General features: G+C 76.1%; 18 protein-coding genes. 9 read left to right on the top strand and 9 right to left on the bottom strand.

Annotated features, from left to right (window positions below):
- Positions 1-99: 99 nt before the first annotated feature.
- A complete protein-coding gene (locus tag NF338_RS16410) occupies positions 100-906 on the bottom strand; it encodes a polysaccharide deacetylase family protein (RefSeq protein WP_264031759.1) in 807 nt (268 codons plus the stop codon).
- A 180-nt stretch (positions 907-1086) separates the two neighbouring features.
- Between NF338_RS16410 and NF338_RS16405 the strand changes: the two genes are divergently transcribed.
- Genes NF338_RS16405 through NF338_RS16395 form a run of 3 tightly spaced genes read left to right on the top strand, consistent with a single transcriptional unit; the run spans position 1087 to position 6031 of the window.
- On the top strand, positions 1087-3384 hold the full coding sequence (locus tag NF338_RS16405; protein WP_264031758.1) for a hypothetical protein: 2298 nt from the start codon (positions 1087-1089) through the stop codon (positions 3382-3384).
- Positions 3381-4331 (top strand): glycosyltransferase, encoded by a 951-nt coding sequence (locus NF338_RS16400; RefSeq protein ID WP_264031757.1) that lies wholly within the window; start codon positions 3381-3383, stop codon positions 4329-4331. The genes NF338_RS16405 and NF338_RS16400 overlap by 4 nt, the downstream gene beginning before the upstream one ends.
- The gene (locus NF338_RS16395; protein ID WP_264031756.1) at positions 4328-6031 is read left to right on the top strand and encodes a methyltransferase domain-containing protein; all 1704 of its coding nucleotides are present in this window, start codon (positions 4328-4330) and stop codon (positions 6029-6031) included. The genes NF338_RS16400 and NF338_RS16395 overlap by 4 nt, the downstream gene beginning before the upstream one ends.
- Positions 6032-6043: 12 nt before the next feature.
- Here the strand turns inward: NF338_RS16395 and NF338_RS16390 are convergent, their stop codons facing one another.
- Positions 6044-6997: a glycosyltransferase family 2 protein gene (locus tag NF338_RS16390; RefSeq protein WP_264031755.1), complete on the bottom strand. Its 954-nt coding sequence runs from the start codon at positions 6995-6997 to the stop codon at positions 6044-6046.
- A 129-nt stretch (positions 6998-7126) separates the two neighbouring features.
- On the opposite strand from NF338_RS16390, the gene NF338_RS16385 reads away from it, so the two are divergent.
- From NF338_RS16385 to NF338_RS16365, 5 genes are read left to right on the top strand one after another with little or no spacing between them, the layout of a single operon-like run.
- Complete coding sequence (locus NF338_RS16385; RefSeq protein ID WP_264031754.1) at positions 7127-9160, top strand: glycosyltransferase; 2034 nt, start codon at positions 7127-7129, stop codon at positions 9158-9160.
- Positions 9157-10566: an O-antigen ligase family protein gene (locus NF338_RS16380; RefSeq protein ID WP_264031753.1), complete on the top strand. Its 1410-nt coding sequence runs from the start codon at positions 9157-9159 to the stop codon at positions 10564-10566. The genes NF338_RS16385 and NF338_RS16380 overlap by 4 nt, the downstream gene beginning before the upstream one ends.
- On the top strand, positions 10563-11735 hold the full coding sequence (locus NF338_RS16375) for a glycosyltransferase family 4 protein (protein ID WP_264031752.1): 1173 nt from the start codon (positions 10563-10565) through the stop codon (positions 11733-11735). The genes NF338_RS16380 and NF338_RS16375 overlap by 4 nt, the downstream gene beginning before the upstream one ends.
- Positions 11732-12763: a glycosyltransferase family 4 protein gene (locus NF338_RS16370; protein WP_264031751.1), complete on the top strand. Its 1032-nt coding sequence runs from the start codon at positions 11732-11734 to the stop codon at positions 12761-12763. The genes NF338_RS16375 and NF338_RS16370 overlap by 4 nt, the downstream gene beginning before the upstream one ends.
- On the top strand, positions 12760-13929 hold the full coding sequence (locus tag NF338_RS16365) for a glycosyltransferase (RefSeq protein WP_264031750.1): 1170 nt from the start codon (positions 12760-12762) through the stop codon (positions 13927-13929). The genes NF338_RS16370 and NF338_RS16365 overlap by 4 nt, the downstream gene beginning before the upstream one ends.
- Here NF338_RS16365 and NF338_RS16360 read toward each other — a convergent pair.
- The 6 genes from NF338_RS16360 to NF338_RS16335 form a co-directional block, all read right to left on the bottom strand.
- Positions 13883-15085, bottom strand: a complete 1203-nt coding sequence (locus NF338_RS16360) for a glycosyltransferase (RefSeq protein ID WP_264031749.1) — start codon at positions 15083-15085, stop codon at positions 13883-13885. The genes NF338_RS16365 and NF338_RS16360 overlap by 47 nt on opposite strands.
- Positions 15082-16977: a polysaccharide biosynthesis tyrosine autokinase gene (locus tag NF338_RS16355; RefSeq protein ID WP_264031748.1), complete on the bottom strand. Its 1896-nt coding sequence runs from the start codon at positions 16975-16977 to the stop codon at positions 15082-15084. Before NF338_RS16355 ends, NF338_RS16360 begins: the two co-directional genes overlap by 4 nt.
- On the bottom strand, positions 16974-18143 hold the full coding sequence (locus NF338_RS16350) for a glycosyltransferase (RefSeq protein ID WP_264031747.1): 1170 nt from the start codon (positions 18141-18143) through the stop codon (positions 16974-16976). The genes NF338_RS16355 and NF338_RS16350 overlap by 4 nt, the downstream gene beginning before the upstream one ends.
- A gap of 115 nt (positions 18144-18258) precedes the next feature.
- A complete protein-coding gene (gene pth / locus NF338_RS16345; protein ID WP_264031746.1) occupies positions 18259-18861 on the bottom strand; it encodes an aminoacyl-tRNA hydrolase in 603 nt (200 codons plus the stop codon).
- A 163-nt stretch (positions 18862-19024) separates the two neighbouring features.
- The gene (locus tag NF338_RS16340) at positions 19025-19627 is read right to left on the bottom strand and encodes a 50S ribosomal protein L25/general stress protein Ctc (protein WP_264031745.1); all 603 of its coding nucleotides are present in this window, start codon (positions 19625-19627) and stop codon (positions 19025-19027) included.
- A gap of 329 nt (positions 19628-19956) precedes the next feature.
- Positions 19957-24222 carry a LamG-like jellyroll fold domain-containing protein gene (locus tag NF338_RS16335; protein WP_264031744.1) on the bottom strand — a complete coding sequence of 1422 codons (4266 nt, stop codon included), beginning with the start codon at positions 24220-24222 and terminating at the stop codon, positions 19957-19959.
- Between the two features lie 265 nt (positions 24223-24487).
- Between NF338_RS16335 and NF338_RS16330 the strand changes: the two genes are divergently transcribed.
- Positions 24488-25798 (top strand): UDP-glucose dehydrogenase family protein, encoded by a 1311-nt coding sequence (locus NF338_RS16330; RefSeq protein WP_264031743.1) that lies wholly within the window; start codon positions 24488-24490, stop codon positions 25796-25798.
- Between the two features lie 39 nt (positions 25799-25837).
- Here the strand turns inward: NF338_RS16330 and NF338_RS16325 are convergent, their stop codons facing one another.
- Positions 25838-26566, bottom strand: coding sequence for a GOLPH3/VPS74 family protein (locus NF338_RS16325; protein ID WP_264031742.1), 729 nt, complete (start codon positions 26564-26566; stop codon positions 25838-25840).
- Positions 26567-26577 lie beyond the last annotated feature (11 nt).

Genomic DNA, 26577 nt, shown 5'->3' with positions numbered 1-26577 from the left:
CCAGCTGCTCGTCCAGCGTGTCCTGCGCGTCGAACGCCGCGATGACCACGCTCAGCTCCGGCACCACGCTCCCGGCCGTCACGCCCCCTCCTGCAGCCGTCACGGCGCCGGCCGCTCGGAGCGAGACCGGCTGCGCACCGGGCGGTGCTCGCGGAGGAGGCCGCCGACCGTCGACGTGCGGTAGCCCTGCGCCGCCAGCCCGTCGAGCAGCGTGACGAGCACCCGCGCGCGGTCGAAGCGCGGCAGCTCCTGCCCCGGCTCCAGCGTCTCGGGGTCGGCCCGGTCGTCGTGGAGCAGCACGATCCCGCCGGGGAACACGTCGTGGAGGGCACGTGCCGCGATGCGGTCCTCGTCGTCGTGCAGCCAGTCGTGCGCGTCGCCCGACCAGATGACCAGCTCGAGCCCCAGCCCACGGATCCCCCGCGCCTGCGCCACGGTGTGCCGCCCGTACGGTGGCCGGTAGAGCCGCAGCGGCACGCCGGTCACGTCCTCGACGCGCCGCCTGGCGTCGCCGACCACGCGGACCGCCTCCTCGTCGCCGAGGGTGAGCAGCGACCGGTGGTCCTCACCGTGCAGCGCGACCTCGTGCCCCTCCGCGACGACGCGCCGCGTCACCTCCGGGTAGCGGTCGACGTGCTGCCCAAGCACAAAGAAGGTGGCGGTCGCTCCCGCCCGCGCCAGGACGTCGAGGAGGCGGGGGGTGTGCTCGGGGTGCGGGCCGTCGTCGTACGTGAGGGCGACGACGCGCTCGGTCGTGTCGACGCAGAACACCCCGAACTCGCGCGCGAGCGCGGGCGGCACGGGGAAGGGCGGGACCGCCTGGGAGCGGAACGTCCCCCCAGGTGGCCGCGGGTCACGGTCGAGGGCCCCCCGCCGGACGAGGACGGGCCACCGGGCGCGGCTCACCGCGCACCCCCGGCGTCGCGGCGAGCGCTCACGCCACCACCCCTCTCAGCCGGACGTCGAGGCGAGCATATCGACGCCGACGGCGCCGGGCCGGGGCGACGGGTCCTCAGAGGTCGCCCGTCCCGGGTGAATTCGGCGCGAACCCGCGGTGACGGCCGGTGGCTGACCTAGGGTTTGGCTGTGGAGCCGACGCCTGCGCTGCCCCGGGGGACGCGCGTCCTCGATCTCGGCGCGCGCGACGCCGCCGTCGCCGCCGACCTTCGCGCCGTCGGCCTCGACCGCTACCTCGGGCTCGTCGATCCCGGGCACCTGGCCGCAGCACGTCGCGCGGCCGGCGACCTCGCGGACCGCCTCCACCCCGTGCCGTCGGCCGACGTGGCGACGCGCTGCTCGACGGACCTGCTGATCCTGCGCGCCGACCACGCGCGGGTCCTGTGGACGGTGCGCGACCTCGGCCACCTGCGCTACCTCGCGGTCGAGCGCGGCGCCGGGGCGACGACTCTGGAGGCGCGCCTCGCCGTCCTCGTCGGCCGGGCGGGCGGTCGCCTCTCCCCGCTCGGCCGGTTCGTCTGGGGCGGGCGCGCCTTCGACCTGTTCCGCCTGCCGCCGCCGCACGGCCCGGCCCCGCGGACCTACTTCTCTCCCGTCTGGGGTGCCTCCGGCCTCGCGACCCGGCTCAAGGAGGCGGGCCTGCGGTATGCGGTCCTGCGCTGGTTCGAGACGCTCCCGGTGATCGAGCCCGGTGAGGACCTCGACGTCCTCGTCGCGGACGACGACGTCGACGCGCTGCGCGGGCTCCTCGAGTCGGAGCCGGGGACGATGCCCGTGGACCTCTACAGCGTGTCCGGGCTCGCGGCGTCGGACTACCAGGGGGCGGCCTACTACCCCCCGGCCCTCGCCGAGCAGGTCCTCGACCGGGCCGTGGTGCACGAGAGCGGGTTCCTCGTGCCGTCGCCGCAGGACCACCTGCACTCGCTCGCGTACCACGCGGTCTACCACAAGGGCCGCCGCTCGGGCCTGCCCTCGCACGGCCTCGGAGCTGCCGAGCCGGCGCCCGAGCACGACTACCCCGCGGAGCTCCGACGGCTCGCCCAGGCCCAGGGAGTGGCGCTCGACCCCTGGTACGAGGACGTGGACGCGTACCTCGGGTCCGTCGGGTGGCGGCCGCCGACCGACGCGCTGCGGCGGCTGTCCGCCGGGAACGCGTGGGCGCGGGGCCTGCTGGCGTCCGACGACGACGCCCGGCTCGGCGACGCGGAGCTCGCCGTCTTCCTCGTGCGCGAGGCCACGCTGGCCGTCGTCCCCGCGGAGCAGGTCGAGGCGGTGCTCGACCGCTTCGGGTTCGACGTGCTCCTGGCGGCGGACCTCGACCCCGCGGCCCGGGAGCGGGCGGCCGCGGCGCTGCGCGGCGGCAACTGGGGCCGCGGCCCGTTCCCCCGCAGCGGAGGTGACCCCGTGCGGATGGTCGTCGCGCTCCACTACGCGCCGGAGGAGCCCTACGACTGGCTGCGCGAGCGCTACCCGCACCTGACCAACGCCGAGACGTTCGAGGCGAAGTCGGAGGTCCGCGCGCTCGTCGAGCAGCGCGTGCCCGCGCACCTCCGGTTCAACCCGCTGCACTCCTCGGACAGCACGGCCGAGGCGTGGGAGTACCTCGACGTGATCGCGCCCGACGCCGTGGAAGCCGTGCGGGCCGAGGCCGAGCGACGTGCCGCGCAGCACGTCGCGCCACCCGGCACGGTCCGCACGCTCAGCGTCGGACGGCGCGCGCGCGTGGACGTCGTCGCCGGCGCGGACGGCCGCCTCGTCGTGCGCAAGACGTTCGCCCCGCCGTTCGCCCGGTTCCTCGACCGCGAGCTCACCGCGCTCCGTGAGCTCGGGGGCCGCGTCGCCGCGGTCCCCCCGCTCGTCGCCGCCGGCCCCGACTGGTTCGCGTGCCCCTGCTACGAGGACACCCTCGGCACGGCCCGGTCGAGGACGGGTCTGCTCCCGCTCGCGGTCGTGCGCGAGATGGTCGAGGTCCTGCGCGAGCTCCACGGCCTCGGCTACGACCTGGTGGACGCGAAGCCCGGCAACTTCGTCCTCGACCCCGTGCACGGGCTCAAGGTCGTCGACTTCGAGTTCCTCCACCGGTACGACGACGACCCGCCCCCCTTCGCGCGGGCCGTGGGGCTCGTCGGCCCCGGCCCCGGGTTCCCCGGCGACGTGCCCGTCGGCGACATGGGCTACGACGCGCGGTGGCTCGCCGCGACGGGCCTGCCGCTCGACGTGCTCGTCGACGGGTCCGTCGCCGCCCAGCACCTGGCGCGGGCGCGGTACCGCCTGCGGCTGCTGACCGTCCTCCCCGGGGCGCCGCCCCGGCGGGTCGCCCACCGGGCGCGCGCGACCGCGCGGCACGCCCGGTGGCTCGCCACGTCCCGGTACACCGAGTGGGCCCGACGTCGTGCCGCGTCCGGGCGTGAGACAGGAGCACGATGACCCTCCCCGACCCCGCGGCCCCGGCGCCCGGTCACCTGCACCCCACCGTCACCGTGGTCGTGCCGGTGTACAACGACGTCGCGCGCCTGCGGACCTGCCTCGCGGCCCTCGCCGCCCAGGACTACCCGGCCGACCGGTTCGACGTCGTCGTCGCGGACAACGCGTCGACCGAGGACCTGCGGCCCGCGCTCCCTGCCGGGGACGACCGCTTCGCCGTCGTCCTCGAGCCGCGGCGCGGGTCGTACGTCGCGCGCAACACGGCCGCGCGACGGGCGACGGGCGAGGTGCTCGCGTTCACCGACGGAGACTGCATCCCGCGCCCGGACTGGCTCTCGCGCGCGGTCGCCGCGCTCACCGCCGAGGACCCGCCCGACGCCGTCGGCGGCGACATCAACATCCTCTTCCGCGACGGGTCGCGCCCGACGACCGGTCCCGAGCTGTACGAGACGGTCGAAGGCTTCGACCAGGAGCGCTTCGTGACCGTGACGCACTTCGCGGCGACCGCGAACCTCGTCGTGCCGCGGGCGACGTTCGAGCGCGTCGGCGACTTCAACGCGGCGCTGAAGTCGGGCGGCGACCTCGAGTGGGGCCGCCGGCTGCAGGAGATCGGCGGCCGGCTCGACTTCGCGGCCGACGCGGTCGTCGACCATCCGTCGCGACCCTCGTGGCGTGACCTCACCCACAAGACCGTCCGGATCACGCACGGGCTCGTCGACCTCACCGAGAACCCGGAGACCGCGGGCTTCGCGCGCGACAGCTGGCACAACACGAAGCAGACGTTCACGGTGTGGATCCGCATCTGGCAGGCGCCCTGGCCCGAGGAGCGGGGCGCGAAGCTGCGGTTCGCCGCGGCGCGCAGCTACGCGGGCCTGCTGGAGCTGGGCGTCCGGGCACGACGGCGCGTCACCGACCGGGCGCGGGCCCGGCGCGCCGGGGCGAGCGGGTGACGGACGACGTCGGCAGCGCGCGACGCGCGGCCGCGGACCGCCCCTGGCACGCGGTGCCGGAGCACGTGCGGCGCACGGTGCGGTCCGCGACGAGCGTCGAGCAGGTGATCGACGCGATGACCGACGCCGCGGCGCCCTGGCCGGTCGACGTCCAGCGCCGGCTCCTCCACCCCGCGTCGGGTGGTCCGGCCGTCCTCGTGCCGCGCGCCGGCGGGCGGGGCCTCGTCCTGGGGGGCGAGCGGCACGCCCTGGCGCCCGCGCTGCACTTCCTGGGTCTCGACGTCGCACGGGCCGACTGGGTCGGCGACCGGCTGCGCTTCCAGCAGCTCGCCCACCCGGTGACCGGCGCGGTCGCCGTGCACCTCGGCCTCCCCGCCCGCCTCCCGTTCCCCGACGCGACCTTCGACCTCGTCTGGGTCGACCTGGACGAGGTGCTCGCGCTCCTCGGAGTCCGCGCGTCCGCCGGCTTCCTGGGCGAGGTCGAGCGGGTCCTGGCACCCGGCGGGACGGTCGTCGCCGACGTCCGGCACCGCGGACGGCGCGCCGTCGACGCGGCGCGACGGCGCACGGCGCCGTCCGCGGGCCTGGCCGCCGACGTCGTGCCCGTGCGGCTCCTCCTCGCGCGCGCCGGGCTCGTCACGGCCGGACGGCACGCCCTCCTGCCGCACCGCGACGACTGGTCCCGCCTCGTTCCCGCCGCGCGGCTTCGGGACGAGCTCGCCGCCACCGACCTCAGGACGGGGGGACGCCGGGCGGTGGCCCGCACGCTCCGGGCCCTCGGCGGGTCGGGCGTCCTCGCGCCGGACGCCGTCGTGCTCGCGCGGCGCCGTCGCGATGCCGCTCGCGGCGCCACTCCCGGCACGACGACGCTGGCCGAGCGGGCAGCGCGATCCCGCCGACCCGTCGTCGGGGCGCTGTCCGACGCCCGGGTCTCCGTGCGCGGCGACCGGTTCGTCAAGGTCCCGCTGTCCGCGGACCAGCAGGAGGCCCTCGGGCGGGAGGTCGCGGCGACCCACGAGGCGGCGACGACGGGGTTCGGCCCCCTCGTGCTCGACGAGGTCGCGACGTCGTCGCACGACGGCGTCCGCGTCGCCGAGGCGCCGCTGCTCCGCGCCCGGACCGTCTCCCTCGACGAGGCCGAGGACGTCCTGGTCCGGGCGCTGCGGGGCGTGACGGTGCCGGACGAGCACCGCCCGCTCCGGACGACGGCGGCCTGGCGGCGTCTCGCGTCCGCACGGGGCGAGCGGGACTGCGCCGAGATCGGCGCCGCGGACCTGCGGGACCGTGTCCTGCGGACCCACGGCGACCTGCTCGTCCCCGTCGGCCCGACCCACGGCGACCTCCACCCGGACAACGTCCTCGTGACTTCCGAGGGCTCGGCGCACCTCGTCGACTGGAACCGCTTCGAGCCCGACAACCCGCTCGTGCTCGACGCGGCGTACGCGGCGTGCCAGGTCCACCTGGCCCGGACGGGGTCGGGGCTGGCCGAGGCGGTCCGACGGCTCGCGGGCGACGAGCTCGCGGGCCCGCTCGCGGCGGTCGCGGCCGCCCGGAGCGGCGAGCTCACGCCCGCCCAGGTCGCGGTCCTCGTCGTGCTGGACCGGGTCGTCTCCTACAGCCTCCCGCGCCGCCGGTTCAAGCCGTGGACGCTGCCCGGCGTGCGCGCGGCGGTCGTCGCGGTCGGGGCGCTCCCGGGCTGACCCCGGCGCCGGCTAGGCGCGGGGCGCCCGGCGCAGGACTGCCCAGGCGCGGCGGGCGGGCGCGCCGGGAGCGAACCGGACCGCCCACACCACCTCCCCGAGAGCCGCGGCGGGCCGCCGCTCGCGGACCGCGTCGCGCGCGGCACGCCCGGCGCTCCACCACGCGAACCGCTCGTTGGCGGCGAGCCGGTCGTCGTAGGCGAGCACGAGGTCGCGGCGGCCCGCCGCGCGCGCGGCGTCCCGGTGCCGGCGCAGGATGACGCGCAGGCTCGTCGCGAGGTCGCGGTGGGAGCGCGTGGTGTTCGTCGCGTGGTGGCGGTAGTCCACGAGGACGTCGTCGACGAACGCGAACGGTCCCCGCGCGGCGGCCTTCAGGACGAGGTCCAGGTCCTCGCCCTGCCGGTACGCCGGGTCGAATCCGCCGACGGCGTCGAAGACGTCCCGCCGGACCACGAGGTTCGGGAGCATGACGCCCGGTCCGCGGATCACGGCGCGCCGGTCGTCCGCGGCGCGCTGGTCCGCGGCGACGAGCTCCGCACCGTCGGCGTCGATCGTGCGCATCCCGCAGTAGCTCACCACGACGTCCGGCCGCGCGGTCATGGCCTCGGCGTGCCGACGCAGCCGGTCGGGGTGCCAGCGGTCGTCGTCGTCGAGGAAGGCGACGAGGTCGCCGGACGTCTGCGCGACGCCGGCGTTGCGCGCGGCGGACACGCCCGCGGGCGCCCGTCGCACCACGCGGGGGCGAGGGGACGTGACGCCCCGCGCCGCGTCCTCGACGATCCGGAGCAGGGCGTCCGGGTCGGGCGAGCCGTCGTCGACGACCACGAGCTCGACGGCGGGGTACGACTGCGCGAGGACGGACGCGAGCGCCTCCGCGAGGAACGGGCCGCCGCGGTTCGTCGCGACGACGACGCTCACGCTCGGGAGGACGGCGCCGTCCCCGACCGTCTGCCGGACCTCGCCCACGTCGCTCCTCCTCGGTGTCTCCCCCGCGTCCCGTCCTGCCCGGCCGTGCGCCGCCACCCCGACGGACGGATGGGGTGAAATCGGCGGATTCCCGCGGGATCCGTGGCCTGCTGGGGGACAATCTCCCACATGAGGGTCCTCCGCGTCTCGCACAGCGCCGTGGTCGACGCCTGGCGCGAGCGCGAGCGTGAGCTGCGCGCGCGGGGGGTCGACGTCCGGCTGCTCTCGGCGCGCGCGTGGGACGAGGGCGGCACGACCGTCCGGCTCGTCCCCCGCCCGGGCGAGCCGGTGCGGGGCGTGCGGACGCTCGGGTCGCACCCGGCGCTCTTCGTCTACGACCCGCTCCCCCTGTGGCGCGCCCTGGGACAGGGCTGGGACGTGCTGGACGTGCACGAGGAGCCGTTCGCGCTCGCGACGGCGGAGGTCCTCCTGCTGCGCCGCCTGCGCGCGGTCGTGTCGCGTCGCCCCGCCCCGCCGTACCTCCTCTACTCGGCGCAGAACCTCGACAAGCGCTACCCGTGGCCCTTCCGATGGTTCGAGGCGCGCGCGCTGCGCGGCGCCGCGGCGGTGTCGGTCTGCAACGACGAGGCGGGCAGGATCGTGCGCGCCAAGGGTGCCCGGGGGCGTGTCGAGACGGTCCCGCTGGGCGTCGACCCGGCGGTCTTCGCGCCCGCGCCCGACGCCGCTCCCGGCCATCCGTCCGACGGCGCGGGCCAGGGGCTCGACACGGCTCGCCTCCGCGTGGGGTACGCGGGGCGGCTGGCGCCCCACAAGGGCGTCGACGTGCTCCTCGCGGCGGTCGCGGGCGACGGCCGGCTCGACCTCGTCGTCGCGGGCGACGGCCCGGACCGCGCGGCGCTCGAGGAGGCGGCGCGACCGCTCGGCGGCCGGGTCCGGTTCGTCGGCGCGCTCGGGGGCGACGACCTCGTCGCGTTCTACCGCTCCCTCGACGCGCTCGCCGTCCCGTCGCGCGAGACGCCCGGCTGGGTCGAACAGTTCGGTCGGGTCGCCGTCGAGGCCATGGCGTGCGGCGTCCCGGTCGTGGCGAGCAGCACGGGCGCGCTGCCCGACGTCGTCGGCGGCGCGGGCCTGCTCGTGGCCCCCGAGGACCCGGCCGCCCTGCGCGCCGCGCTCGTGCGCGTCCGTGACGAGGACGGTCTGGCCGACCGCCTGCGGGCCGCGGGCACCGAGCGCGCGGCGTCGTGCTCGTGGGCCGAGGTCGCCCGCCGCTACGAGGAGCTCTACCGCACGGCGGTCGGTGCCGGGCCGGGCCCGGCACGCGCGCGGGCGGGCGACGGGGGCGACCCGTCCGCGACCGTGCCGCCCGAGGTCGTCGTCGTCGCCTACGGCTCCCCCGCGATGGTGCGCGACGCGCTCGCCCCGCTCGCCGGGAAGTACCCGATCACGGTCGTCGACAACTCGTCCCTGCCCGAGATCCGGGAGATCACGCAGCTCGCGGGCGGGCGCTATCTCGACCCCGGCCGCAACGGCGGGTTCGCGGCGGGGGTCAACCACGCGCTCTCCCACCGCCAGGCGCCCGGCGCCGACGTCCTGCTGCTCAACCCGGACGCCGTGGTGACGCCCGAGGACGTCCAGACCCTCCACCGGTCGCTGCACGCCGTCCCGGGGATCGCGAGCGTCGGTCCGCAGCAGGTCGACGACGACGGCGTCCGGGCGCGCGTGGTGTGGCCGTTCCCGTCCCCGGCGGCCACGTGGGTCGAGGCCGTCGGGCTCGCGGGGCTGCGCCGGACCCCGGCGGAGCGCTCGTTCGTCATCGGCTCGGTGCTGCTGCTCAACGCCGCTGCGGTGGACGACGTGGGCGGCTTCGACGAGCGCTTCTTCCTCTACGCGGAGGAGACCGACTGGGCGTACCGCGCCGTGCGGTCGGGGTGGCGGCACGCCGTCGTGCCCGACGCGCACGCGCTGCACCTCGGCGGTGCGACCAGCAGCGACCCGACCCGCCGGGAGACGCACTTCCACGCGTCGCAGGAGCGCTACCTGCGCAAGCACCACGGCCGCGCCGGCTGGGCGCTCGCGCGCGCCGGCGCCGTGCTCGGGGCGGCGGCGCGTTCCGTCGCGCTACGCGGGGACGGGCGCGAGTCGGCGCGGCGGCGCCTCCGGCTCTACCTCGTGGGGCCCGTGCGCGCGGAGTCGGCGCTGTGACGCAGCGCGCGCCGCTCCTGCGCCACCGGCCCGTGCTCTACCGCGCGCCGCGCGTCCCGGGCACCCTCGTCGCACGCGGCCGGACTGCCGCCACCTGGATCGCGGGCGGGGCCGTGGTCGTGGCGCTCCTCGCCGTCCTCGGGTTCGTCGTGCCCGAGCTCCAGATGGCCGCCGTCGGCGGCGCGCTCGTGGTGCTCGTCGTCGGGCTCACGGCGTACGAGCCGGTGGCCCTGCCGATCCTCGCCATGCCCGCGCTCGTGATCGTCCAGCGCGTCGGCGGAGGCGGGGTCGACCTCTCGCTCAGCGACTTCGCGCTGTTCGGCGCCTTCTGGTTCGCGCTCTTCTTCTCGCCGCGACCGTTCTCGCGGCCGATGCGGGCGATGCTCTGGCTGTCGCTCGTCTACCAGGTCGCGACGCTCTTCACCGTGCTCGTCAACCCCTTCAGCGCGAACGTCGTCGAGTGGTTCCACGCCTGGCTCTCCGTCGCGGGCGCCCTCGTCCTGGGCTGGGCCGTCGGCCGCTCGGGTCGCGCGCGGCTCGGGCTGACCCTCTTCCTGCTGCCGTGTCTCGCGATCGCGGCGCAGACGTGCCTCGTCGCGCTCCAGCAGCTCGCGGCGGGCAACACGGGGCCCGTGTACATCGACTCGCCGCTCGCGATGCACAAGAACTTCATCGGGTGCGTGCTCGCGTTCGCCGCCCTCACCGCCTACGCGCGTCCCTGGTGGGTCGGCTGGCCGCGCTGGTTCTCGCTCGGCGCGTTCTGGCTCTGCTCGCTCGGCGTGCTCGCCGCGCAGGCGCGCCAGGCCCTCATCGGCCTCGCGATCGGCATCATGCTCATCACCCTGCGCGGCGACCCCGACCGCAAGCGCTCGAAGCTCATCCTGCTCGCCGCGATCCCGGCGATCTACTTCGTCGTGCTCGCGGTGCAGGAGCAGCTCGAGTCCGGGAACCAGTTCAACTCCGCGAACCAGCGGCTCACCTGGTACGCCGACTCGATCGAGGTGTGGCAGCGCAGCCCGTGGGTCGGCATGGGCCTGCGGTGGTGGACCGCGGGCGTCACGGAGTTCGTCTTCCAGCCGCCCAACGTCGAGCTCGAGGTCCTGACGTCCGCCGGGATCGTCGGGCTCGTCGGGTTCCTCGTCCTGTTCCTCGGCGGGATGGTCGTGCTCTGGCGCATCAACCCGCGCTTCGGGACCCTCGCGTTCTCGATGCTCATGATGCGCTTCGTCCAGGGTCAGTTCGACCTCTTCTGGGTGTCCGTGCAGGTGACCGTCCCCTTCGTCATCGTCGGCGTGTGCCTGGGCGCCGAGTCCTACGCCGAGTCGCGGCAGCACGCCCGCGACGTGACCGGTCGAGAGCTCCCTCTCGACGAGCTGCGATCCGTGCGGGAGATGGCCGAACGATGACCGACCTGCGGATCCTGCAGATCGCCCCGGAGATCGCGCCGGGCAGCGGCGTCGGGGGCGTCGCGCACCACCTGGAGGAAGCCTTCGAGCGCGCCGGGGTACCCACCGCGCGCTTCACGCTCGCCGACGCGCGCGGCACGTGGCTCCCCGAGCCCGGACCGGGCGTCCGGGGCCGGCTCGTGCTCCTCGCACGGGTCGTCTGGTTCTCCACGGTCGGCACGGTCCTCGCCCGTCGCCGGGTCGCCCGCGAGCGCCGCGCGGGCCGGGGAGCCGGGGACGCGGTGGTCTCGATCTGCCACAACGACGTCCTCGCCGGCGACGTGTACGTCAACCACGGCATCCTGCGCGTCGCCATGCGCGCGCGCGGCGGGTACGCGTGGCGCATGGCCCGCAACCCGCTGCACCTCTTCACCGCCGCCCGCGACGCGCTCCGGTACCGCGGCCGCTCCCACCGCGTGGTCGTCAACCTCACGCGGTCCGAGCGCGACGCGCTGCGCAGCACGTACCCGCGGCTGCGCGCCCGCGCGGTCGTGATCGGCAACGGAGTGGACGTCGCGCGCTTCGCGCCGCCCACGCCCGCCGAGCGCGTCGCCGCGCGTGCCGCGGCGGGCGTGCCCGAGGGCGCCGTCCACGTGGTGTTCGTCGGGCACGAGTTCGACCGCAAGGGCCTCGACCTCGTGCTCGCCGCGGCCGCTGACCTGCCCGACGTCCACGTGAGCGTCGTCGGCGGCACGCCCGACATGCTCGCCGACGTCCGGGCGCGGGTCGCCCGCCTCGGGACGACCGACCGCGTGCACCTCGCGGGCCGCGTGCCGGACCCGCGCCCCTGGCTCCACGCGGCCGACGCCCTCGCCCTGCCGAGCGCCTACGAGGCGAACGCGCTCGTCGTCCTCGAGGCGCTCGCCTGCGGGGTCCCGGTCGTCGGGACACCGGTCGGCTACGCGCCCGACGTGATCGAGGACGGGATCACCGGGTGGCTGGTGGACCGGACGGTCGAGGGTGTCCGCACCGGTCTCGCGGCCGTCGCGGCCCTGGACGACGGCGCGCGCCGCGAGGTCTCCGCGAGGTCCCGCGCGACCGCCGAGCGGCACGACTGGGACGCCGTCGCACGCCGTTACCTCGAGCTCGCGGCGACGCTCGCCGCCGCACGATCGGAGCACCGCCCGTGAGGATCCTCCACGCCGTCCGGTCCGACGGCTTCGCCGGCGTCGAGCGGCACGTGGCGCGGCTCGCGCGCGCGCAGTCGGCGGCGGGCCACGACGTGGCCGTGGTCGGTGGGGCGCCCGACGGCATGCGCGCGACGGTGGACGACCCGACGGTGCCCCTCCTCCCGGCGGCCTCGACCGGCGACGTCGTACGGGCGCTGCGCCAGTGCGCCGCCGCGGCGGACGTCGTGCACGTGCACATGACGGCGGCCGAGGTCGCCGCCGCGGTCGCGGCCCGCACGACGCGCGGGTTCCCGCCCGTCGTCTCCACGCGCCACTTCGCCCGACGGCGCGGCACCGGGGCCCGCGGCCGGATCGTCGCGGTCGTCGCCGCCTCCCCGGTCCGGGCGCAGATCGCCATCAGCCGGTACGTCGCGGACCACGTGGAGGGCGGCAGCGTCGTGGTGCACCCCGGCGTAGCGGACCGTCCCGACGGGCGCGCCGCCGCCGCGCGCGACGACGTCGTGCTGGTCGTCCAGCGGCTCGAGGCCGAGAAGCGCACCGACCTCGCGCTCGAGGCGTTCGCGGCGTCGGGGCTCGCGGGCGGCGGCTGGCGGCTCGAGGTCGCGGGCGACGGCGCGCAGCGGGCGGCGCTCGAGGACCTCTCCCGGTCGCTCGGCATCGACGGCGCCACGTCGTTCCTCGGGGCGCGCGACGACGTCGACGCCCTCCTGGGGCGCGCGGGCCTGCTCGTCGCGCCCTGCCCCGTGGAGGGGCTGGGGCTGAGCGTCCTCGAGGCGATGGCGAGCGGCCTGCCGGTCGTCGCCTCCGCGGCGGGCGGGCACCGCGAGACCCTCGACGGGATCGACCCGCTCACGCTCTACCCCCCGCTCGACCCGGACGCCGCCGGCCGCTCCCTGGCGGTCCTCGCCGCCGACCCCGCGCGCCGCGACGACTGCGCCGCCGCCGGGCGCGCCGCACAGCGCGAGCGCTTCACCCCCGCGGCGCAGGTCGCCGGGACGGACGCCGTCTACCGCGCGGTGCTCGCGTGACGGCCGCCGAGGGCGCTGCGGGCGACGTCGTCGTCCTGTCGCTCGAGCGCTGGGACGACGTGTGGCGCCGCAACCAGTACCTCGTCGCGGAGCTGTGCCGCGCCGACCCGACGGCGCGGGTGCTGTTCGTCGAGCCGGCGGCTGACCCGCTGCACCGGCTCAGCCGGCGCGGCGTCCCCCGCCCCGGTCGCGGGCTGCGCGCCGCGCCCGACCTGGACGGGATCGCCCCGGGGCGCGTGCTCCTCCACGAGCCGACCAAGTGGCTCCCCCGCAAGGTCGACCCGCGCGTGGACGTCCGGCTCGCGCGGTCGGTCGAGCGTGCCGTGGCCCGCGCGGGGCTGCGCCGCCCCGTGCTGTGGGTCAACGACCCGTCCGGCGCCGCGGTCGTGCGGCGCACGGGCTGGCCCGCGCTCTACGACGTCACCGACGACTGGCTGGCCGCCGACCGCTCCCCCGCCGAGCACGCGCGCCTCGTCGAGGACGAGGCGACGCTGCTGGACCGGTGCGCCGAGGTCACGGTGTGCTCGACCGGGCTGGTCGCCCGCAAGGGGGCGGCCCGCGACGTGACGCTCCTGACGAACGGCGTCGACCTCGACCGCTACCGGCGCGGTGTCGCCCGGCCGGACGACCTCCCCGCCGGCGGGGTCGCGCTCTACGTCGGGACCGTGCACCCCGACCGGTTCGACGTCCCGCTCCTGCTCGCGACGGCCCGGGCGCTCGACGGGCACGCCCGGGTGGTGCTCGTCGGTCCGGTCGTGGACCTCTCGCCGGCCGAGCACGCGGACCTCTCCCGCGCCGGGGTGGTTCTCCTCGGGCCGCGGCCCTGGACCGACGTGCCGGCCTACCTGCGCCACGCCGACGTCCTGCTCGTCCCGCACGTCGTCGACGCGTTCACCGACAGCCTGGACCCCATCAAGCTCTACGAGTACCGGGCCGTCGAGCGCCCCGTCGTGTCGACGCCGGTGGCCGGGTTCCGGGACGAGCCCGGGGTGCGGGTCGCCGCCGGCGACGAGTTCCCGGCGGCGGTGCTCGCCGCGCTCGGCGGCGCGGCTCCCCCGCACGCCGGCGACCTCTCCAGCGACCCGCCCGACGTCCCGACCTGGCGCGGTCAGGCCGCGCTCATGCGCGCCGCGCTGGCCCGGACACGGACGTCCAGACGTCCGTGAGCACCCGCGCCGTGCGCTCCACGGGGAACCGGCGGAGCGCCGACGTGCGTGCCCGGAGCGCGCGCTCGCGGGCCGCGGCCGGGTCGCGCAGCACGTCGAGGAGCGCCGCCGCGAGCGCGTCGACGTCACCGGGCGGCACGAGGAGCCCGAGCGTCGGGGGCCCCTCCTCGGGGTCGTCGAGGATCTCCTCGACACCGCCCGCCCGTGTCGCGACGACCGGGACGCCGCGGACCATCGCCTCGACGACGACCTGCCCGAACGGCTCCGGCACCGGCGACGCGTGCACGCACACCGCCGCCCGGTCGAGCTCCGCGCGCGGATCGGCGAGGAACCCGACGTGCTCGACGTGGTCGTCGAGCCCGAGCCGGGTCACCTCGGCCCGGACCTGCGCCGCGTAGCCCTCGGCGCCGAACGCCGGCTCCCCGACCACCCGCAGCCGCGCCGTCGGCACCGCGTCCACGACCGCGCGCAGCGCGCGCACCACCTCGAGCTGCCCCTTCGTCGGGCTGATCCGCCCGACCATCACGACCAGGGGCTCGGGCTCGTCGGCGCGCCCGGCGAGCGCCGCCTCGGTCCCCTCTGCCTGCTCCGGGGTGAAGCCCGGGTAGGCGACCGCCGTCGTCACGGGCAGCGTCGCAGCGGTCGCCCGCGAGTTCGCGACCACCGCCGCCGGGACCCGGCGTGCCAGCCCCCGGACGACCCGGACGAGCGGACCGGGCAGGTAGTCGGGGGCGATGCGGTCGTGGACGTGCCACACGAGCGGTCGGCGCGCGAGCGTCGCGGGCACGACCCCCAGGAGGTCCGCCTTGAGCGACGTCGTGTGCACGACGTCGGGCCGCAGCGCCCGTACGCGCCGCGCGAGCCGCCAGAGGAAGGGGACGGTCTGCAGGGCGCCCGTGAGCGTCGCCGCCGACAGGCGCCCGGCACGCCCGCGGTCGGCTGTCGCGACGGCCGGCGCGAGCGGGACGACGTCGACCCGCACCCCGAGCTCCTCGAGGCGCGCGCGCAGGGGACCGTCGGCGAAGAGCAGCGCCCGGACGTCCACCCCGGGCCCGAGCGCCGCGCACGTACGCACGAGCGCCAGCTCGGCGCCACCGAGCTCCGCCGTGTGGTCGAGGACGAGGACCCGGAGCGGCGGACCGCCCGGGGCGGTCACCACCGGAAGGGGCGCTTGCGCTCGTCGGGCGCGGGCTCGTCGCCGGTCTCGTCCGGCGCGGCCGGCTCGACCTTGCTCCACGCCGGGGCGAGGACCGCGTGCCGCTTGCCCGGACCCTGCGGAGCGCCGGGCGCCGCTGCGCCGTCGGCGGCCGTGGGCGCACCGCCGACAGGCCCGGAGGGCGCCGCGGGGCGCCCCGCCGGCTCGTCGACCGCGACCGCCGCCGCGGCGACCGACGCGCGTCGCGTACCGACCGCGCGCGCGGCCTCGTCCGGGGTCGGCTCGTCCTCCGGCCCACCGGAACGCGCCGGCCCGGACGGCTCGGCGGGAGCGTCGGGCCGCCCGGTCGCGGGCCGCCCGGTCGCCGTCGGCGCGCCGAGCGCGGGAGCTGCCGCCCGGGCGCCGCCCTCGCCGGTCACCTGCTCCGTGTCGTCGCCGTACGTCGAGGCGTAGAGCATGCGGCGGTCGCCCGTGACCCCGGTCAGCGCGATGCCGAGCAGCGGGACGTTGCTCACGCGCAGCCGCTCCGTCGCCTCGGCGAGCACCGCACGGTCGGTGCGGCCCGCCGACGCGATGAGCACGACGCCGTTCGCGTAGCCGCCGAGGATCGTCGCGTCGGCCGCCGCCAGGACGGGGGGCGCGTCCACGACGACGACCTCCGCGTGGTCCCGCAGGCTCCGGACGAGCCCCCGCGCGCGCTCCGTGGCGAGGAAGTCCGCCGGGTCCATCTCCTCCTCGGGCACCGGCATGACCCGGAGGTTCGGCACCGCGGTCGGGCGCAGCTCCTGGTCCTGCCCGTCCCAGTCGTCGGGGGCCGGGAGCATGCGGTCGAGCTGCGGACGCCGCAGGTCGCCGGACAGCGCCACCGTGCGGCGCCCGCTGAGCGCGAACGACGCCGCGAGGTTCGCCGTGATGAACGAGCGGGGCGCCGACGGGTCGGCCGCCGTGACGACGACGACCGCGTGCTTCATGCCGGCCGTGGACACCTGCACGGCCGTGCGCAGCTCCCGGATCGACTCCGTGAAGGGCGTCGCGACCTTGCTCGCGACGGGCAGGGCGTACGTGTGCGTGAACTCCTTCTCCGCCGGCCGCGTGCCGTAGAGCTCGGCGAGGACCGGGGTCTCGGTGAGCCGCGTCGACTCGGCCGCGCTCCGGACGCGGACGTCGAGCCCCCGACGAGCGAACGCGAGCCCGATCCCCGCCACGAGGCCCACGAGGAGGGCCAGCGCCAGCACCGTGAGCCGCGAGAGCCCGAGGGGCTCGGCCCCCGTCGCCGGCGCGACGACCTCGCCCGGGACGGCGATCCCGCGCAGCGAGTTGATCTGCACCGTGAGCGCCGAGTAGTCCCCGACGATGATGTCCTGCTCGGCGAGCGCCAGCGGGTCCTCCGGGTCGGCCCCCAGTCGCTGCCGGACGCCCGCGAGCTGGTCGGCGAGCGCCTGGCGACGGCTCTCGAGCTCGGCGACCTGGTCGGCCTGGATCGTGACGAGCTGGGCCACGTACGCGTCGGCGAAGGCGTTCGCGACCTCGACGGACCGCGCCTCGTCGGGGGTCGTGGCCTCGACCGCGACCGTCTTGTTCTCGCCGTCGACGTCGCCGGAGACCTGGTCGGCCAGCTCGTCCGCCGACTCCGGCTCGCCGAGCGCGGACGCTGCGGCGTCGGCGACCTCGGGCGAGGTGACGTCGTCGGCGTCGGTCGCGACCGTGACCTCGACGAGCGACTCCCCGCCCTGAGCGCTCTGCACGCCGTAGAGCTGGACCGTCGCGGTCGCGCGGTACATCGTCTCCTGGCGGTCGACGTAGAACAGGGCGGCGGCGACGACGACGAGGACGGCGGCGAGCACGTAGTACTTGCCCGCCCAGATCGTGCGGAGGAACTCCCTGATGGTCATCGCTGTGCTCTCCCCCCACCCGGTCGGCCCGCGCCGACGGTGCGGTCCTGCTGCTGGGCGACGACCCCCCGCAGCCGCTCGACGAACCGTTCACGGCCGAACGTCGCGACGTGCGCCGTGACGGCGCCATCATCCCACGTGCGCCCGGTCGCGGCCTCGATCGCCTCGGCGACGAGTTCCGCCCGCGGCGCGTCGAAGAAGACGCCGTTGACGCCGTCCACGACCGTGTCGAGGTAGCCGCCGTCGCGCAGCACCACGCTCGGCCGCCCGAACGCGCCCGCCTCCAGGGGCGACAACCCGTAGTCCTCGTACGACGCGGCGACGAGCGCCGACGCGTTCCGGTAGACCCAGCGCAGCGTCGCGTCGTCGACGCGGCCGAGCAGGTGGACGCGGCCGGTGCCCGCGCGGGCCGCCTGTGCCTCCAGGCGCGCGCGGTCGGGGCCGTCCCCGACGACGACGAGCTCGCGGCCCGTCGCGAGCGCCGCGGCGACGACGACGTCGACGTTCTTGTACGGCAGGAGGCGGGCCACGCACAGGAGGAAGCCGGGCTCCACGCCGGGGAGCGCGCGCTCCTCGCCGTCCGGCAGCATCGCGGGCGGCGGGGCGAGCACCTCCGCCTCGATGCCGTACGCGTCGCGGATCGCGCGCTGCGTCACCGTCGAGTTGGCGAGGTAGACGTCGGCACGCCGGGCCGCCGACCCGTCCCAGCGGCGCAGCCCCGGGGAGAGGAGGCCGAGCGCCGTCGCCGCGGCACGGCGTCGGGCACGGTGCGCGGCCGAGCCCTCCGTGGGCCCGAGGTACCGGTCACGCTGGTAGAGCCACCGGGCGGGCGCGTGGCAGTAGACGACCGTGCGGCGCGCCCCGCGGTAGCCGTGGGCCCAGCCGGTGGAGGACGCGAGCAGGACGTCGGCCTCGACGCGCTGCCGGTCGACGGCGGGCGCGAGGAACGGGAGCGCGACCCGGTGGTGCCGCCGCAGGAGGGCGGCCCGGTCGAGGGCGGACGTGCGCAGGTCGAGGGAGCCGAACTCGGGGAACGTGCCGGCCGGGTCGTACAGGGTCGTGTACATCGGCGAGCCGGGGAACGCGTCCGCGAGCAGCAGCGCGACCCGCTCCGCGCCGCCACGCTGGGTCGCGTAGTCGTGCGCGAGCGCGACACCGTGGGTCATCGGTCCTCCCTCGCGAACGCAGGCAACCAGCCTAGGTCGGAGAGACCTCCCGGGGAGGGGGACGAAGGGACCTCACCCGGGTGAAAACGGGCGTCCTGGCGCGCCCGGCACGGCGCTACGCCTTCGTGTGGAACTTCCCCTGGGCGGCGAGCAGGCCGTCGGTGAGCAGCATCTCGACCGCGTCCGCCGCGTCGTCGAGCAGGAACGGGAGCTCCTTGGCCTCGGGGCCCTTGAAGTCCTTGAGCACGAAGTCGGCGGTGTCCTGGCGGCCCGGCGGACGTCCGACGCCCGCGCGCACGCGCACGTAGTCCTTGGTGCCGAGGGCCTTGGTGATGTCGCGCAGGCCGTTGTGCCCGCCCTCGCCGCCGCCGATCTTCAGCTTCACGGTGCCGAACGGGATGTCGACCTCGTCGTGGACCACGACGACGTGGTCCGGGTCGATCCCGTAGTACTTCGCGAGCCCGGAGACCGGGCCTCCCGAGACGTTCATGTACGTCGTGGGCTTGGCCAGGACGACGCGCGGCCCGGGCCGCCCGCCGGGCAGCATCCCGATGCGGGCCTCGGCGACGGCGGCCTGCGCCCGCGGGTGCCGCGCGAACCGGGCGGCGGCGCGCCCCGCGAGGACGTCGAGGACCATGTGGCCCACGTTGTGGCGGTTGCCCGCGTACGTCGGCCCGGGGTTGCCGAGCCCGACGACGAGCCACGGCTGGTCGGTCATGTCGTCTCGTCCTTCGTCCGGGTCCCGCGTCGGGCGGCACGCTCGTCGTACGGGTGGGGTGCAGGTCGGTGCCTGGATGGTGCGGGCGCACGGACGCCCGGCACCGTCACGGTACCGGGCGTCCGACGCGGGTCGTCGCGGCGTCAGCCGACGACGGGGAGGATCACTCCGCGGCGGCCTCGGCGGGGGCCTCCTCGGCGGCCTCGGCGGCCTCGTCCTCGGTGGCCTCGGCCTGCGGCTCGGTGACCGACACGACGAGGAGCTCGGCGTCGGCGGTGAGCGTGGTGCCCTGCGGGAGCACCACGTCGCCGGCGAGGATCTGCGAGCCGGCCTCGAGGCCCTCGATGGAGACCTCGATCGACTCGGGCAGGTGCGTCGCCTCGGCCTCGACCGCGAGGGTCTGCAGGTCGACGAGGTGGATGGTGCCGGGGGCGGACTCGCCGGTCACGACGACGGGGACGTCGACGGCGACCTTCTCGCCCTTCCTCACGATGAGCAGGTCGACGTGCTCGATGACGTTGCGGACCGGCTCGCGCTGGACGTCCTTGGTGATGGCGAGCTGGGCCTTGCCGTCGAGCTCGATCGAGAACAGCGCGTTCGAGTGCTTGAGCGCCATCATCGTCTCGTGACCCGGGAGGGTCACGTGCAGCGGGTCGCTGCCGTGGCCGTAGAGGACCGCGGGAATCTTGCCGGCGCGGCGGACGCGGCGGGCGGCACCCTTGCCGAACTCGGTGCGGGCCTCGGCGACGAGCTTGATCTCGGACACGTGGATCACTCCTGGAAGAACGTTGCGGGCCGGCCACCAGTGGGGAGCGGTCGGCTGTCCGGACGGTTGAGAGGGCCACCCGGACGGGCGGCTGCGTCGGCGCGGGACGTGTGACGGGCGCGCAGGAGGACGACCGCCCAGTCGATAACGGAGATCCAACAGGTCTGGCTGACACTCGCGGTCCCGCGCCGCCGGTGTGCTCACCGGTCCAGCGCTGCCGGCCGTCAGACGTCCCTCGCCGAGGCAACCTGACTACTGTACCCGGGCTCGGCCCCGCCGCGAAACCCGCGACGGAGCCGAGGCGGCGGCGGACCTAAGTGCCCGGCCGGCTACTTCCCGGGTGCGGCGTAGAGCTGCGCCACCTCCGCGGCGCTCAGCGCCCGGTCGTAGAGCCGCACGCCGTCGATGCGGCCCTTCAGCGGACGCGTCCCGTCCGGCTCGGCGCCGATGCCCAGACGGAGCGCGTTGGTGCCGACGGAGGCCGGCCCGGCCTTCGACGCCTGCTCGACGCCGTTCACGTAGATCCTCATCCGCGTGCCGTCGAAGGTGCCCACGAGGTGCACCCAGGTGCCGTCCGTCGGGTACGGCGTCGTGGTGTCGACGCGGTAGGTGTCCCCGGACGACGCGTGGTTGAACCGGAGGAACGCCGTCCCGCCGTTCGCGAGACCCAGCTCGTACCCGTCCGTCACGCCCTGGGCGGCCTTCTTGAGCACGTACTGGGTCGCCTTCTGCTCGGGACGCACCCAGGCGGAGACCGTCATCGGGCCGGCGAGGTCGAGGGCGGGCCGGTCGTCGACGCGCGCGAAGTCGTCGACGCCGTCCAGCGCGAGCGCCGTGCCGCTCAGGCCCGTCGCCCACGTCGCGCCCGAGCGCAGCGTCGCCGTCGCGCCGTTCGTGGAGCCGTCCGCCGCCGTCGTTCCCTGCCCCTCGTCGAACGCCCACGTTCCGACGGCCCCCGCCGGGACGGTCGGTCCGGGGTCGGGCGTCGGGTCGGGCGTCGGCGTGGGATCCGGGGTCGGGTCGGGCGTCGGCGTGGGGTCCGGCGTCGGCGTGGGATCGGGTGTCGGCGTCGGCGTCGGCGTCGGGTCCGGCGTCGGCGTGGGATCCGGGGTCGGGGTCGGGTCCGGAGCGGGCGTGGAGGCGCTCGCACCGGAGTAGAGCGCCGAGACCTCGGCCGCCGTGAGGGCGCGGTCGTACAGCCGCACGGAGTCGACGGCGCCCTTGGTCGCGCGGGTGCCGTTGGACTCGGCCCCGATGCCCAGCGGGAGCGAGTTCGTCCCGATGCTCGCCGGACCGGCCTTCGAGGCCTGCTCGACGCCGTTCACGTAGATGCGCAGCCGCGAGCCGTCGTACGTACCCACGAGGTGCACCCAGGTCCCGTCCGTCGGGTACGAGGAGGTCGCGTCGACCCGGTAGGTGTCTCCCGACGACGCGTGGTTGAGCCGCAGGAACGGCTTCCCCCCGCTCGCGAGCCCGAGCTCGTAGCCGTCCGTCGTCCCCTGCGCGGCCTTCTTCACCACGTACTGGGTCGCGAGCTGCTCCGGCCGCACCCACGCGGCCACCGTCATCCGCGTCGTGAGGTCGAGCGTCGAGGCGTCGGGGACGCGGACGTAGCCGGTCACGCCGTCGGACCGCACCGCGGTCCCGCTCCGTCCGGGGACCCAGGTCGCCGCGCCGACCAGGGAACCACCGTTCGCCCAGCCCGAGGCGTCCGCCGTCGCGAGCCCCTGGCCCTCGTCGAGGTCCCACGCGCCGACGAGCCCGTCCGGGGACGTCACCGCCACCCGGACCGTCGCCGGCGCGGACCACTGCCCGCCCGCACCGACCCGGAAGGTGAAGGAGTCGGCACCCGCGGAGGCACCCGGCGTGTAGGTGAACGCACCGGTGGACGTGCTGGTCAGCGCGACCGTCCCCCGCGTCGGCGGTGTCACGACCTGGAACTGCGGCGTCGCGCCCTGCGGCACGGTGGCCGCGAGGGTGCCGGAGACGGGCTGCCCGAGCGTCGTCGTGACGGCGCCGTCCTGCGCGACGGGGGCCGGCGTGGGCTGCGTCGTCCCGCCCTGGAACAGCGTCGTCACCTCGCCCGCCGTGAGGGCGCGGTCGTAGAGACGGACGCCGTCGACCGCACCCTTGACGGGCCGGTAGCCGTTGCCCTCTGCGCCGATGCCCAGCGGTGACGCGTTCGTGCCGATGCTCGCCGGCCCGGCCTTCGAGGCCTGCTCGACGCCGTTGACGTAGATCCGCATGCGCGACCCGTCGTACGTCCCGACGAGGTGCACCCAGGTGCCGTTCGTGGGGTAGGAGGACGTCGCGTTGACCCGGTACGTGTCGCCCGAGCTGTCCTCGTTGAGGCGCAGGAAGGGCTTCCCGTTGCTCGCGAGCGCCAGCTCGAACCCGTCTGCCGCGTCGTTGGTGGCCTTCTTCACGACGTACTGCGTCGCGGCCTGCTCCGGGCGTACCCACGCGGCGACGGTGAGCCCGGTGCTGACGTCGAGGGCGGCCGAGTCCGGGACGCGGACGAGGCCCGTCGCGCCGTCCGAGCGCACGGCGGACCCGGCGACCCCGGGGACCCACGTCGAGCCGCCGACGAGCGTCCCGCCGTTGCCCCACCCGGAGGAGTCGGCGGTCAGGAGGCCCTGGCCCTCGTCGAGGTTCCAGGCACCGACCAGCCCGTCCGCGGAGGACACGCGCACGCCCACGGTGGCGGGGGCCGACCACAGCCCGCCGCTGCCGACACGGAACGTGAACGAGTCGAGCCCGCTCGCGGCCCCCGCGCGGTAGGTAAACGCGCCCGTGGCAGGGTCCATCGCCGTCAGGGTGCCCGCGGTCGGCGGCGTGACGACCTGGAACGTGAGCGGGTCGTCGGTCGTCGCCCGCGCGCCGAGCCTCCCGGCGACCGTGCCGCCGACCGTCGTGGCGACGGTCGAGTCCTGCGCCGTCGGAGCACCGGCGGGCGTCCAGGCGAGACGCGCCGCGCGCGCCGTCGTGGCCGAGGACGCCATCACCAGCACCTCGCCGGGGACGTTCGACTTCGTCGCGGTCGCGTTGTTCCACGTGCCGGCGAGCACCGTCTCGGGCGCGCCGGAGAAGTCGGGCGCGAGCCGGGAGGTCTCCTTCACGAGGATGTCGTCGAGGTTGGTGCTGCGCGTGTACACGACGCGCAGGCGGTCCGTGACGTCGTCGACGAGGACGATGCCGCGCGTGCCGATCCGGTCGACCTCGTGCAGCGGGTCCCAGGTGCCGTCGGGGTGACGGACCAGGAGCCCGATGACCGTGTTGTCCGTGGTGTTGTAGGAGGTCTTGACGGCCGCGTAGAAGGTGCCGTCGTCGGAGACCGCGACGTTGAGGTGGTCGTCGGCCATGCCCCCGCCGACCGGGAGCGCCGAGCCCGCGGCGGGGAGCTCGTCCGCCGTCCACGTCGAGGGGGACGCGCCGTCGGCGTGGGTCCGGAACCCGAACCTCTGGGTGTTCTGGTTGGACCACAGCACGCCGATCTTGTTGCCCGGCATCGCGGTGACGACGGCGATGTCGTCGTCCGTGATCCCCGAGGCGACCGTGACCGGTGCCGAGAACGAGGAGTAGGGAGCGTCGCTCCAGCGCACCTGGACCTGGCTCGCGGTGTCCCAGGCGACCCACATGCGGCCGGCGGAGTCGATGTCGATCGTCGCCGTCTCGCTCCCCGGCAGGGAGACGGCCGTCGCGCCGGTGCGCGCGGTCCACGGGACGTAGGTGTTCGACTGCGGGTCCCGCTGGATCGAGACGAGGGTCGTGGTCGGCCCGTGGAGCAGCACGTGCGCGACGTCGCCGACGGTCTTGACGTCCGCGCGCACGTCCGTGCGCTCGGAGATGCGGGTGACGTTCGTCCACGTCTTCGCGACCGCGTCGTACCGCCAGACCCAGGTGCCCGCGGGAGACGTGCTGGCCGACGCGAGCACGGCCCACCACGTGCCGCCCGCGGACCAGAGCTTGGACTGGGGCTTCTCGCCCGTGTTCCCCGTGAGGGGGATGCCGGTGGAGGTGACCGCCGCCGCGGCGGGCTCCTCCGGGAGCGCCGTCGCGGCCGGCGCGGGCGGCTGCCAGGACAGCGTCAGCAGCCCCGGGTCGGGCGACTTGGCGGTGACCTCGACGAGGTACTCCTCGCCCGCGGTCGCGTCGAAGGTCACCGACGAGGTGCGGACGTCGCCCTCGTCGTCGTTGGTCGCGACGGGGGTGCTCTTCGCCGAGCGCGGGTAGACCGTGAGCACGGTGTCGAGCTCGCTGCCGTGCGTCGAGAAGGTGATGGGACCGCTCGTCGGGGCCGTCCACCGCCACCACATCGACGACGCGGACGCGTCCGGCCCCTCGGGGCCGGACTGGTCGGGGGCGAAGTTCGCCGCGACCTCCTGGCCGACGGCACCGCCGATCGCGACGCTCTCGTCCGCCGCGTCGCCGACGACGTCGGTGAGCTGCGAGGTGCCGGCACCGCCGGGGACCCCCGGGAGCGCCGCCCCGATGCCCACGAGCGCGAGCGCACCCGCCACCGCCCCGGCGGTCGCGACGAACCATCGCCGACGCGTGACCCCGGACGGTCGAGGATCCTGTGTGGTGTGCGGCATGTGGTGCGTCCTGCTTCTCGCGTGCGTCCGTCGAGACTGCGGCGACACCGCGTGACCGCCGCCCCCTGCACGCACCCTCAGGCGAATCGAACCACTCGCGGAGCCCGCAGTGCGACCTCCTGGCCGGAAGTTCACCCGCCACGGGGGTCCCGCACGACCGGTTGGTGCCCCCTGTCCGTCATTTCACCCCCACGGCCCGGCCGCCCCGCACGCCCGGCGGAGTAGCGTGGGCCGACACCCAGACCGTCTCCTCCGGAGGACCTCGATGCGCATCTCTGTGGTCGGTTGCGGGTACCTCGGCGCCGTGCACGCGGCGAGCATGGCGTCCCTCGGGCACGACGTCGTCGGCGTGGACGTCGACGCCGAGAAGGTCACGGCGCTCACCGCGGGCCAGGCCCCGTTCTTCGAGCCCGGCCTGCCCCGCCTCCTCGAGCAGGAGGTCGGGGGCGGCCGGCTGTCCTTCACGACGGACGTGTCCCGGGCGGCCGGGGCGCGGGTCCACTTCGTCTGCGTCGGCACGCCGCAGCGACAGGGCGAGTACGCGGCGGACCTCCGCTACGTGGACGCCGCGGTCGAGTCCCTCCTGCCGCACCTGTCCCCCGGGGACGTCGTGGTCGGCAAGTCCACCGTGCCCGTGGGGACCGCCGCGCGCCTCGCGGCGCGCGTCCGCGAGGCCCAGCCCGCGGCGCGCCTCGTGTGGAACCCGGAGTTCCTCCGCGAGGGTCACGCCGTCCAGGACACGCTCCACCCGGACCGCCTCGTGTACGGCGTCGAGCCGGGGGACGACGGCACCTCGGAGGGCGTCCTCGACGAGGTGTACGCGAGCGTGCTCGCGGACGGCACGCCGAAGGTCGTCACCGACTTCGCGACGGCCGAGCTCGTCAAGGTCGCGGCGAACTCGTTCCTCGCGACGAAGATCTCCTTCATCAACGCCATGGCCGAGCTGTGCGAGGCGACCGGGGGCGACGTCACGGTCCTCGCGGACGCGATCGGGCACGACGCCCGCATCGGGCGCAGCTTCCTCAACGCCGGCCTCGGGTTCGGCGGCGGGTGCCTGCCCAAGGACATCCGCGCGTTCATGGCGCGGGCGGGCGAGCTGGGCGTCGACCAGGCGCTGTCCTTCCTGCGGGAGGTCGACTCGATCAACATGCGCCGACGCGTGCGCATGGTGGACCTCGCGCGCGAGGTGTGCGGCGGGTCGATCGTCGGTCGCAACGTCGCCGTCCTCGGCGCCGCGTTCAAGCCCGACAGCGACGACACGCGGGACTCCCCCGCGCTCAACGTCGCGATGCAGATGCACCTGCAGGGCGCGCACGTCGTCGTCACGGACCCCCGCGCGGTGGAGAACGCGCGGCGCACCGCGCCGGAGCTCAAGTTCGCGGCGACCGTCGAGGAGGCGGCTCAGGAGGCCGACGTCGTCGTCCTGCTCACGGAGTGGCGCGAGTACCGCGACCTCGACCCTCGCGCGCTGGGCGAGCACGTCGCGCACCGGCGCGTGCTGGACGGGCGCAACGCGCTCGACCCGTCGGTCTGGCGCGACGCGGGCTGGACGTACCGCGCGCTCGGCCGGCCCTGACGCGGCGGGTCGCCGGAGGCGGTCTGCCGGCCGCTCTCCTCAGCTCGTGGCCGCTGCCGTCGCCGCGACCGTGGCGCCGACGAGGATCGCCGCGGTGACCTCCTCGACGTAGGCGCGCACCGCCTCGCTCGCCCAGCTCTGCCGCGCGATCTCCTTCGCGCGCGCGTCGACGGCGCGGCGGCGCGACCCGGACAGGTCGGTCCCGCCGTCCACGACCGCCGGCGTGCCTCGACCACCACCCGCCGCGAGCACCCGGCCCGTCTGCCCGGTCGCGGCGAGGATCGCGACGAGGGCAGCCGTCCGCTGGTCCGGCGCGCCGCCGTCGACGAGGACGCGCCACAGGTCGGCGCGCACGCCGTCCTCGTGCCGGGTGTCGGCGGCCGGCCAGCGCGTGGTCGGGAAGATGCCGAGCACACGCCCGTCCTCGCGGCGCAGGACCCCCCGCGCGGCGAGCGACTCGATCGCGCGCGACGCGGGCCGGAGCTTCGCGAGGGGCGCGACGAGCGCCTTCGGCTTCGACCCCTCGCGCGACCGCACGACGGTCAGGGCCTCGTCGAGCAGCGCGTTGCCGGTCGGGGACGCGTCCCGCACGACGATGCGCCCGATCCTCCCGCCGTCGCCGTCGCCCGCGAGGTCCGCGCGGCCCAGGAGCGCCAGCTCGACGAGGAGCGCCCCGGCGGCGACCTGCTCGCGGTACGACGCGTCGACGACGGCCTTCCCGGTCACGTCGTCGAGCGTGAGCAGCAGGTAGTCCTCGAGGATGAGCATGTCCACCACGC

It is taken from the genome of Cellulosimicrobium sp. SH8, from assembly GCF_025818875.1.
Taxonomy (GTDB): Bacteria; Actinomycetota; Actinomycetes; order Actinomycetales; family Cellulomonadaceae; genus Cellulosimicrobium; species Cellulosimicrobium cellulans_D.
The sequence above is the reverse complement of the archived record's forward strand: the minus strand, read 5'-3'. Positions and strand labels throughout refer to the sequence as shown.

What these genes read in the sequence shown, in the direction of transcription:
- NF338_RS16330 (WP_264031743.1), top strand. Translation starts at nt 24,488, where the DNA reads ATGCGCATCTCTGTGGTCGGTTGCGGGTACCTCGGCGCCGTGCACGCG.
- pth (WP_264031746.1), bottom strand. Translation starts at nt 18,861, where the DNA reads ATGACCGACCAGCCGTGGCTCGTCGTCGGGCTCGGCAACCCCGGGCCG.
- NF338_RS16325 (WP_264031742.1), bottom strand. Translation starts at nt 26,566, where the DNA reads ATGCTCATCCTCGAGGACTACCTGCTGCTCACGCTCGACGACGTGACC.
- NF338_RS16385 (WP_264031754.1), top strand. Translation starts at nt 7,127, where the DNA reads ATGAGGGTCCTCCGCGTCTCGCACAGCGCCGTGGTCGACGCCTGGCGC.
- NF338_RS16350 (WP_264031747.1), bottom strand. Translation starts at nt 18,143, where the DNA reads ATGACCCACGGTGTCGCGCTCGCGCACGACTACGCGACCCAGCGTGGC.
- NF338_RS16335 (WP_264031744.1), bottom strand. Translation starts at nt 24,222, where the DNA reads ATGCCGCACACCACACAGGATCCTCGACCGTCCGGGGTCACGCGTCGG.
- NF338_RS16375 (WP_264031752.1), top strand. Translation starts at nt 10,563, where the DNA reads ATGACCGACCTGCGGATCCTGCAGATCGCCCCGGAGATCGCGCCGGGC.
- NF338_RS16355 (WP_264031748.1), bottom strand. Translation starts at nt 16,977, where the DNA reads ATGACCATCAGGGAGTTCCTCCGCACGATCTGGGCGGGCAAGTACTAC.
- NF338_RS16400 (WP_264031757.1), top strand. Translation starts at nt 3,381, where the DNA reads ATGACCCTCCCCGACCCCGCGGCCCCGGCGCCCGGTCACCTGCACCCC.